This window comes from Mesorhizobium sp. M6A.T.Ce.TU.002.03.1.1 (genome assembly GCF_003997275.1).
In the GTDB taxonomy this organism is placed as follows: domain Bacteria; phylum Pseudomonadota; class Alphaproteobacteria; order Rhizobiales; family Rhizobiaceae; genus Mesorhizobium; species Mesorhizobium mediterraneum.
In genome coordinates this window covers 64,333-72,764 of record NZ_RZTI01000008.1, presented here as the reverse complement: position 1 = coordinate 72,764, position 8,432 = coordinate 64,333, and the positions used below count along the sequence as shown (strand labels likewise).

The 8,432-nt window shown below is 62.6% G+C and carries 8 protein-coding genes and 1 pseudogene; 8 read left to right on the top strand and 1 reads right to left on the bottom strand.

Features of this window, described 5'->3' with window-relative positions:
• The 4 genes and pseudogenes from EOC93_RS04490 to EOC93_RS04475 form a co-directional block, all read left to right on the top strand.
• Positions 1–1,468 (top strand): annotated as a pseudogene (locus EOC93_RS04490) (hypothetical protein); the annotation flags it as partial.
• Positions 1,469–1,546: 78 nt separating this feature from the next.
• Positions 1,547–3,328: a type I secretion system permease/ATPase gene (locus EOC93_RS04485; protein ID WP_095489274.1), complete on the top strand. Its 1,782-nt coding sequence runs from the start codon at positions 1,547–1,549 to the stop codon at positions 3,326–3,328.
• Entirely contained in the window at positions 3,325–4,674 is a 1,350-nt protein-coding gene (locus tag EOC93_RS04480; protein ID WP_127203967.1) for an HlyD family type I secretion periplasmic adaptor subunit, read from the top strand. Before EOC93_RS04485 ends, EOC93_RS04480 begins: the two co-directional genes overlap by 4 nt.
• Positions 4,675–4,785: 111 nt before the next feature.
• Positions 4,786–5,679 (top strand): LysR family transcriptional regulator, encoded by an 894-nt coding sequence (locus EOC93_RS04475; protein ID WP_127203966.1) that lies wholly within the window; start codon positions 4,786–4,788, stop codon positions 5,677–5,679.
• A gap of 58 nt (positions 5,680–5,737) precedes the next feature.
• Here the strand turns inward: EOC93_RS04475 and EOC93_RS04470 are convergent, their stop codons facing one another.
• The gene (locus tag EOC93_RS04470; protein ID WP_065008584.1) at positions 5,738–6,076 is read right to left on the bottom strand and encodes a helix-turn-helix domain-containing protein; all 339 of its coding nucleotides are present in this window, start codon (positions 6,074–6,076) and stop codon (positions 5,738–5,740) included.
• 15 nt (positions 6,077–6,091) lie between these two features.
• Between EOC93_RS04470 and EOC93_RS04465 the strand changes: the two genes are divergently transcribed.
• The 4 genes from EOC93_RS04465 (at position 6,092) to EOC93_RS04455 (ending at position 8,402) form a co-directional block, all read left to right on the top strand.
• Positions 6,092–7,135, top strand: coding sequence for an NAD(P)-dependent oxidoreductase (locus tag EOC93_RS04465; protein WP_245461357.1), 1,044 nt, complete (start codon positions 6,092–6,094; stop codon positions 7,133–7,135).
• Positions 7,062–7,499, top strand: coding sequence for a GFA family protein (locus EOC93_RS04460; RefSeq protein ID WP_348627589.1), 438 nt, complete (start codon positions 7,062–7,064; stop codon positions 7,497–7,499). The genes EOC93_RS04465 and EOC93_RS04460 overlap by 74 nt, the downstream gene beginning before the upstream one ends.
• A 250-nt stretch (positions 7,500–7,749) precedes the next feature.
• Positions 7,750–7,956 (top strand): hypothetical protein, encoded by a 207-nt coding sequence (locus EOC93_RS34590; protein ID WP_245461355.1) that lies wholly within the window; start codon positions 7,750–7,752, stop codon positions 7,954–7,956.
• Positions 7,932–8,402 (top strand): hypothetical protein, encoded by a 471-nt coding sequence (locus tag EOC93_RS04455; RefSeq protein WP_245461354.1) that lies wholly within the window; start codon positions 7,932–7,934, stop codon positions 8,400–8,402. Before EOC93_RS34590 ends, EOC93_RS04455 begins: the two co-directional genes overlap by 25 nt.
• The last annotated feature ends 30 nt before the right edge of the window (positions 8,403–8,432 follow it).

Sequence of the window (8,432 nt, the reverse complement as noted above, 5' to 3'; positions counted from 1 at the left end):
GCTCGACCTCGGCACTCTGATCAACGTGGTGTCGACGGTGACGGTGACGGACGGCGACGACGACGTCGTGTCGTCGCAAAGCGCGAGCTCGGGGCTGTCGCTGACCTTCAACGACACCGATCCGACGATCACGGCACCGTTCGACGGTGACCAGACCGGTGCCCCCGGAACACCCGAGACGCTGGCTAACACGCTCAACGCGTCGGCTACCGGAGCCTTCGGGTACGACATGACGGACCAGCACACGGCCGCAGAGTATGCGGCGGGTGTTAGCGACTTTGTCGATACCAACGGTGCTTTGGCGGGCACCCAGATCGCGCTGACCGGCACGGTCGACAACGCGCAGAACCCGAATATCACCCAAGCGGTCGCAACCCGCACGGCTGAGACCGATACATCTGCGTCGTTTGCCTTCTCGTTCCACTACGACAAGGACCCAATCACGGCTGGTGTGCAGGACGCTACGGCGGGCGGCACGCTTGTCTTCAACAAGGCTGCCGACACCTACACCGTCACCCTGACCGACGTGATCGACGGGTTCAGTTTCGACGTGCTTCACACCAGCGAGTTGGTGGCGAAAGCGCCCACCGGCAACACGGGACACCCGCAGATCGTCGCGGAGCAGCTGACGCCGAACGGCGATCCGGATCCGTTCTTCGTGCAGTTCACCGCAAACTCGACCACCCAGCAGATCGGCTTCGGGTTCAACTCGACCGGCGACGGAGCGACCGTTGGTGACACCACGTTCAACAACGGAGGTGCCACCCACGACATGATCACCAACACCCACGAAGACTGGGTGTCTGCAACCCGGGCGACAAACGGGGTCGCCGGTGACACGATCCAGAAGGGTGAAGTGCTGACGTTGCGGTTCTTCCAGGAGAACATCCTGGGCGACGTTAACCCGAATGCTCCCGGGGGCGGCACCGAGAGGCTTGACCCGACCACATCTGCCAGTGGGGTCGTGATCAAGTTCGACGGCATCGGCAACAGTGAGGACCTGGTCCTGATCCTCGATCTCAGGGACGCCAACGGCAATGAGATCACCAGGGCCGTCAACGTGCAGAACTCGGACCTGATCAAGGGCAACGCCAATGTGCCCTCCCCGTACAACACCGAGTTCACGCTCGATAACAACGATGCCCTCCTGATCTTGGAGAGCAACGACTACAATGATGGCACCGAGACGTTCCAGATCCAGGGCGTGCAGATCATGCAGAGCGCCAATGGGCTGACGGGTACCGCCATCAACCTGAACGGGGCCATCGGATCGGGCGGTAACAGCAATGCCACCTCTGGTCTGACGGCATGGGACACGACCGATAACGACGTCCTGAAGATCGTGGACATCGGGTTTGTGCAGCAGACCAGCGGGACGATCAGCGCCGACCTCGTCTTCGCCTTCAACGTGGCGGACGCGGACGCGGACCAGACTTTGACGCAGCAGATACTTGTTGACGTCGCCTGACACTTGACCAAACGGGGGCAGCCAATGCTGCCCCCGTACTGCCACCCGCGATCTGTTGCACGAGATGTCATCCAAATGATGAAAACCAACCAACAGCCCCCTGCCCTGCAGGTGGTGATGAAAGAGGCCCGACGCGCCGTCAAGCCGCTTATCTGGTTCAGCGCCGGTATTAACATGCTGATGCTGACCGGGGCGCTGTACATGCTCCAGGTCTACCACCGCGTGTTGGGCAGCCACAGCACGGAGACACTGGTGGTGTTGACGTTGATGGCGGCGACGGCGCTGGCGACAATGGCGGCACTGGAAGTCGTGCGCCAGCGCCTGCTGGCCAAAGTCGGAACGTGGATGAACGCGCGGTTGGCGCCTGTTCTCCTGACCGCATCGGTAGAGTACGCGGCCGCCGCGCCCGGTCAGGTTACCTCCCGCCCGCTGCGTGACCTCGACCAGGTGCGGAATTTCTTCACCAGCCCGAGTATCTACCCGATCCTTGACGCGCCTTGGGCACCGATCTTCTTCGCCGCTATCTTCCTCATGCACCCTTGGTTGGGCTGGCTGGCGTTGTGTGGCGGGATTGTATTGTTCGCACTGGCGTTGCTGAACGAGTACACCACACGCAAGCCGCTGACGGAGGCCGGTAGCGCGCAGTCGCGGGCTTACACGCAGGCTGAGGCCGTGATCCGCAACGCCGAGGTCGTGCAGTCTATGGGCATGTTGAAGCCCCTGCTCGAAATTTGGAAGGTCCACCAGGACGAGGCGAACGAGGGACATTCCCGCGCCAGCAGCCGGGGCGGCACCATCTCGGCCATCGCGCGCTCCTTCCGTCAGGCCCTCCAGATCGCCATCCTCGGCCTCGGCGCTTATCTTGTATTGCGGAACGAGGCTTCCGGCGGCATCATGATCGCCGCCTCCATCCTGATGGGCCGCGCGTTGGCCCCGGTCGAACAAGCGATCGGCACGTGGAAGGCGACGGTGGGGGCCCGCGACGCCTACAAACGTCTCGTCGCAGTCGCCGGACAGCACCCGGAGGCCACGCCGGCCTTGCCGTTGCCGCGCCCGAAAGGTAAGTTTGAGGCCGAGAACATCGCACTCGCCCGGCAGGGCGGCGGCGAGCCGATTCTGAAAGGAATCAGCTTCCAACTCAACCCGGGCGAAGTGATGGCGTTGATCGGCCCGAGCGCGGCCGGCAAGACGAGTCTGGCGCGAGTGTTGGCCGGCGCTTGGCGCCCATCCGCAGGCCGCGCGTTGCTCGACGGCATGGACGTCGCCCAATGGGCGGCGGAGGACCGGGGCCGTCACGTCGGCTACCTGCCGCAAGACATCGAGCTCTTCGCCGGTACCGTCTCCGAAAACATCTGCCGCTTCGCGACGCTCAACCCCGCGGTCTTCAAGCACGTGGTCAACGCCGCGCAGCTGGCGGGCGTCCACGAACTGATCAAGGGGCTGCCGAAGGGTTACGCCACCGAGATCGGCGAGGCGGGCGCGGTGTTGTCGGGCGGACAGCGCCAGCGCATCGGGCTGGCGCGGGCACTCTACGGCGACCCGGCGCTCCTTATCCTCGACGAACCCAACTCCAACCTCGACAAAGAGGGCGAAGACGCACTGGCCGCCGCCATCGGTATCGCCAAGGCCACGAAAACGACCATCATCTTGATCGCACACCGCCCGAACATCATGGAGAAGGTCGACAAGGTGTTGGTCCTCAACCGCGGCCAGCAAGACCTCTTCGGCCCGCGCGACTATGTCTTCAACGAACTCGCCAACCGCGCCGGCAAGGTGGCCCAGATGCCAAAGGCAGCCCAGCTGCCAACCCTCGAAGTGGTCAAGGAAGTCAAAAAAATTAAAGAGGTCAAAGAAGCATGAGCCGTTCCCCAGAATTGAACGTCGTGCCGTTACCCGTCCCGCCACCCTCCGTGCTGGAACCGGTACCCCTGCGTCTCACGGGCGTGACGTGCACCGGGTTCGCGATCATATTCCTGTTCTTCGGCGTGGCGGGGGGTTGGGCGGCGCTGGCACCGTTGGACAGCGCCGCAGTGGCTCCGGGCGTTATCAAGGTCGCCGGCGACCGCAAGCTCATCCAGCACCTCGAGGGCGGCATCATCGCGGAGTTGAACGCCGCCAACGGTGATATCGTCAAGGCGGGCAAGGTCCTCATCCGACTCGACAACACACAGGCAACGGCGCAGCTTGACCTGATCCAGAACCGGATAGCAACGCGTGAGGCGCTGGCCGCGCGTCTCAGGACTGAGCGTGACGGCAAGGCCGAGATCGAGTTTGATCCGGCGTTGCTCGCAGACCCCGCCACCGCCGTAAAGGACGCGGTGGCCGCACAGCGTGACGTGTTCGCGGCGAAGCACCACAACTTGAAGGACGAGCGGGAAATTCTCAGCCAGCGCCGTCACCAGACCGAGGAAGAGATAACGGGACTAGAGGAACTTATCGTCACCGAGGACAAGCAGATCGAGGCGATCGAGGGTGAAACCAAAGACCTTGAAAGTCTGCTCAAGAAGGGGCTGACCACCCGCGAGAGGAACCTGTTGCTCAGACGACAACAGCGGGTGGTAGAGGGGGAGCGCGCTACCAACGTCGCGGCAATCGCTCGTGCCAGAAGCGCCATGGCCGAGATTGAGATGCAAATTTTGAACCTCAACACAGTGCGGCTGAACGAGGCCGTCGAGGAGTTGAGCAAGGTCGAGGCGGAGTTGTTTGACCTCAGACAGGAGGAGCGTTCCGCCAAGGACGTGCTTACCCGTACCAATGTCGTCGCCCCAGTTGACGGCATCGTCATGGACCTGAAGGTCCACACGGCGGGCGGTGTCGTGAAATCCGGTGAGACATTGATGACAGTCGTGCCGCTCGGACAACAACTCGTGGTCGAGGCTATGGTCAAACCAGAGGATGTCGAGACGATCGCGCCCGGACAGCCCGCGCGCGTCAGCTTCCCGGCCTTCGCCCGCTACAACCTGCCACCACTCGACGGCGTCGTGGAGATCGTGTCGGCTGACCGCATGGTGGAGGAGCGCAGCGGCGCACCGTATTTCGCCGCAACCGTGTTGATCGACAAGAGCGAACTCGCCAAGCTGGAGGGCCGTAAACTGCTGCCGGGCATGTCGAGCGAGGCGCTGATCCGGACAGGTGCTCGCACCGTGCTTTCTTACCTCGCCGAGCCGATCACGCAGAACTTCCGCCGAGCCATGCGGGAAAAATAGGCCGCCCAACGTCTTCTTCATCTGACCAGATAAAAAACCGGCCCCGCGCTCGTGCATGGCCTTGCAATTAAGTGCCTGAATTGGGCATTAAGTTATGAGGTGGATTCATGAATGGCGCGCAGCAACGTCAACGACCTTCTTGCCTTCCTGGCTGTGGCGAAGGAGCGAAGCTTCACCAGGGCGGCCGCGCAACTCGGCGTTTCGCAGTCTGCGCTCAGCCATACGATCCGAGGGCTTGAAGAACGGCTCGGGCTCCGGCTGCTGACCCGCACCACACGCAGCGTCTCTCCGACGGAAGCGGGCGAACGCCTGCTGCAAAATGTTGGTCCGCGGTTTGAAGAGATCGAGACGGAACTCGCCTCGCTGAGCGAGCTGCGCGACAAGCCCGCCGGCACCATCCGCATCACGGCTGGCGAATATGCGGCCGACACGGTCCTCTGGCCCGCTCTGGCCAGGCTGCTGCCGGACTATCCCGACATCAAGGTCGAGATCGTCGTCGACTACGGCCTCACCGACATCGTCGCGGAGCGCTACGACGCCGGCGTTCGTCTCGGCGAGCAGGTGGCAAAGGACATGATCGCCGTGCGCATCGGGCCCGATATGCGCATGGCGGTCGTCGGCGCGCCGTCCTATTTCGCCAGGCGCAAGCCACCAAAGACACCGCAGGATCTGATGGCGCACGACTGCATCAATCTGCGGCTGCCGACCTATGGCGGGCTCTACGCCTGGGAGTTCGAGAAAAACGGGCGCGAGCTCAAAGTGCGGGTGGAAGGGCAGTTTGTCTTCAACACCTCTGCGCTCAGGCTGAACGCGGTGCTGGCCGGGTTTGGGCTGGCGTACCTGCCCGAGGATCAGGCGCGGGCTCACATTGCGGAAGGGCGCCTTGTCCGTGTGCTCGCCGACTGGTGCCCGCCCTTCTCGGGCTGTCACCTCTACTATCCGAGCCGAAGGCAGAACTCGCCGGCCTTCGCCGTGCTCGTCGACGCGCTGCGCTTTCGCGACTGAAAGGAGAGGCCGCCGCTCGCGCGGTTGATACTAAACCGACGCGACGCCGATGCCCGCGTCAGGCCGCTTTACGCTGGGATTTCCATGTCTCGTGGTGCTTGCCCCAGGCCGACATGACAGTCACCGCATCGTTCAGGCTAAAGCCGAGCGGCGTGATCGAGTATTCCACGCGAGGCGGCACCTCGTCATAGGCCCGCCGGCTGATGAGTCCGTCGGCTTCCATCTGCCGCAATTGCTGCGTGAGCACCTTCTCGCTGACGCCAGGTAGCAACCGGCGCAGTTCGGCAAAGCGGTATGGCCGCAGGTGCAGTTCCCATAGCAGCGAGGTTTTCCACTTTCCGCCGATGGCCTGCAGCGCGGCAGCAAAACCGCAGCTGTCTGGTTCCTTGCGCCTCATTTGGCAGCTCCTGTCATGATGGCGATAGCTTACCTCAAGGTGCGTACTTCTCAACGCAGCAAGAATTTATATCTTCGGATCGAGCGCGCCAAACATAAAACGGACCCTCGTCGAGAGGGCCATCAGTCTATCGGAGAAATTATTATGACATCAAATGTCTGCGTGCTCGGCGCGGGCCGAATGGGCTCGTCCATTGCTCGAACGCTGCTCGATCGCGGCTACACGACATGGGTCTGGAATCGGACCGCGGCAAAGTGCGATCCATTGGCGGCCCTTGGCGCGAAGGTCGCCCCCTCGGTGCAGGCTGGCATCCAGGCGGCCGAAATCGTGATCATCAATGTTCTCGACTATGCCGCCAGCGATGCTTTGCTGAAGCGGGACGGCATCGCTTCGGCATTGGCCGGCAAAGCCGTCGTGCAACTCACCTCCGGCTCACCGCGTCTGGCCCGGGAAGAAGCGCGCTGGGTGGAGGCGCATGGTGCCGGCTATCTGGACGGCGCGATCATGGCCACTCCGGATTTCATAGGCAAACCAGAGACCGCGCTGCTTTATTCGGGTTCCCGCGACGTTTACGAGAAGCACAAGCCCCTGCTTTTCGCGCTCGGCGGCGGCACGAGCTATGTCGGCGAGCTGCCGGGCCAGGCCTCTGCGCTCGATACCGCTCTGCTCACCCAGATGTGGGGCGGGCTCTTCGGGGCACTCCAGGGCATGGCTGTCGCCGAGGCTGAAGGGCTCGACCTGGAGACGTTCAGGAGCCATCTTTCCGCATTCAAGCCGGTCGTCGATGCCGCTCTGTTCGACGTGGTGGATAGAACAAATGCGCGCCGTTTTGCCGGCGACGACGCAACCCTCGCCTCATTGGGTGCCCACTACAGCGCCTTCCAGCACCTGCTTGAGGCATGCGAGGAGCGAGGGCTCGACGCGGCTATGCCGCACGCCATGGATATGATCTTTCAACAGGCGCTTTCGCGCGGGCGCACGGAAGATGATTTCGCATCTCTCGCGCCCTTGTTTCGAAACGGCGTGCCGCGCCGGAGCCGGGAGCCAGCGAATGCATAGCGGCAAGACGAGTAGAACCGCGACCTGCTCGTGCCGGGGCGTGGAGCTCGTCCTCGCCGGAGAGCCGCGACGCGTCTATGCGTGCAGTTGCCTGGAGTGCCAGCGATGTACCGGAACGGCGTTCTCGTATCGGGCGATCTATGCCGACTCCGCGCTTGTCGGCCAGAAAGGCGAGACCAGATCCTGGCGCAGAACCGGCTCGTCGGGGCAATGGTTGGAGCAGACATTCTGCACCACGTGCGGGTCGGTCGTTTTCATGCGGGCAGAAGCGCTGAAGGATGCGCTGTCGGTATCGGTCGGCTGTCTGGAGGACCCGGAATTTCCCGCCCCCGATCATGCTCCATTGGCCTGCCCGAAAGCATAAATGGCTTTGTTTGGAAGGCGTGCCCGAAGCAGCCGCCTCTTGAGGAGCGGATCACCCAGAGCAGCGCGACACTTGGCTTGCGACAGGGCGGATAGCTGCCGCGGGCGACTGCGACCCGAAGGCTCCCTTGCAACACTTTGCACTCCTCGACGTTCTCCCTCGGCTTCGCCCGGTGGGCTGCGGAAAACCGGCAGGCCGATCATAGTCGCCTTTGGTCGCGTTGTGGTTGGGCCGGCCGAAGGAGGACGCAATGACGAAAGAGAGCAACAACACGCAGCAAGTTCTGCAGTGCATGACAACCGAGCACTTCGTGCTGCAGACCGCCCGCGCAGCCACGATTCAAGAAGCGAACCAGCGCGCCAATCTGTTCCTCACGTCGGTCTCAAGCGTAACGATCGCTCTGTCATTCGTCGCGCAAGTCACGGAAATGGTATGCCTTTCGTGCTGTTCAGCCTGATCCTGCTGCCTTGCCTGTTCTTCATCGGTCTGGTCACCTTCGTGCGCGCCGTGCAGGTTGCGATCGAGGATATGGTGCACGCTCGTGGCATGGCGCGGATCCGGCACTATTACGTCGAAATCGCGCCAATCATGCAAAAGTACCTCATCCATTCCACGCATGATGACCGCTCGGCGGTGCTCGTCGACAAGGGCTTCAACCCGTCGCCCCTGCAGTATTTCATGACGACCGCAGGCATGGTGAGTACGATCAGCGGCGCGATCGCAGGCGTCTTTACGGGCATAGTGGCAACATCGGTAATCGGCTCGGGAATGTCGCTCGGAGTTATTTCCGGAATTTTGGCTTTCGTTACAAGCATCCTGCTGCTGCGGCATTACCACGCCCGAGCCTGGGCGGCGGCCGAGCAGAAATTGATGACACTTTTCCCGGGCGTGCCCGGCAAATGACGTCACTCAGCCCTGCTCGCCCCTACGCCG

Bases quoted from the DNA above. Each gene is read 5' to 3' on its own strand.
- EOC93_RS04480 (WP_127203967.1), top strand. From the start codon at position 3,325: ATGAGCCGTTCCCCAGAATTGAACGTCGTGCCGTTACCCGTCCCGCCA.
- EOC93_RS04455 (WP_245461354.1), top strand. From the start codon at position 7,932: ATGCCTTTCGTGCTGTTCAGCCTGATCCTGCTGCCTTGCCTGTTCTTC.
- EOC93_RS04470 (WP_065008584.1), bottom strand. From the start codon at position 6,076: ATGAGGCGCAAGGAACCAGACAGCTGCGGTTTTGCTGCCGCGCTGCAG.
- EOC93_RS04465 (WP_245461357.1), top strand. From the start codon at position 6,092: ATGATGGCGATAGCTTACCTCAAGGTGCGTACTTCTCAACGCAGCAAG.
- EOC93_RS04475 (WP_127203966.1), top strand. From the start codon at position 4,786: ATGGCGCGCAGCAACGTCAACGACCTTCTTGCCTTCCTGGCTGTGGCG.
- EOC93_RS04460 (WP_348627589.1), top strand. From the start codon at position 7,062: ATGATTTCGCATCTCTCGCGCCCTTGTTTCGAAACGGCGTGCCGCGCC.
- EOC93_RS34590 (WP_245461355.1), top strand. From the start codon at position 7,750: ATGACGAAAGAGAGCAACAACACGCAGCAAGTTCTGCAGTGCATGACA.
- EOC93_RS04485 (WP_095489274.1), top strand. From the start codon at position 1,547: ATGAAAACCAACCAACAGCCCCCTGCCCTGCAGGTGGTGATGAAAGAG.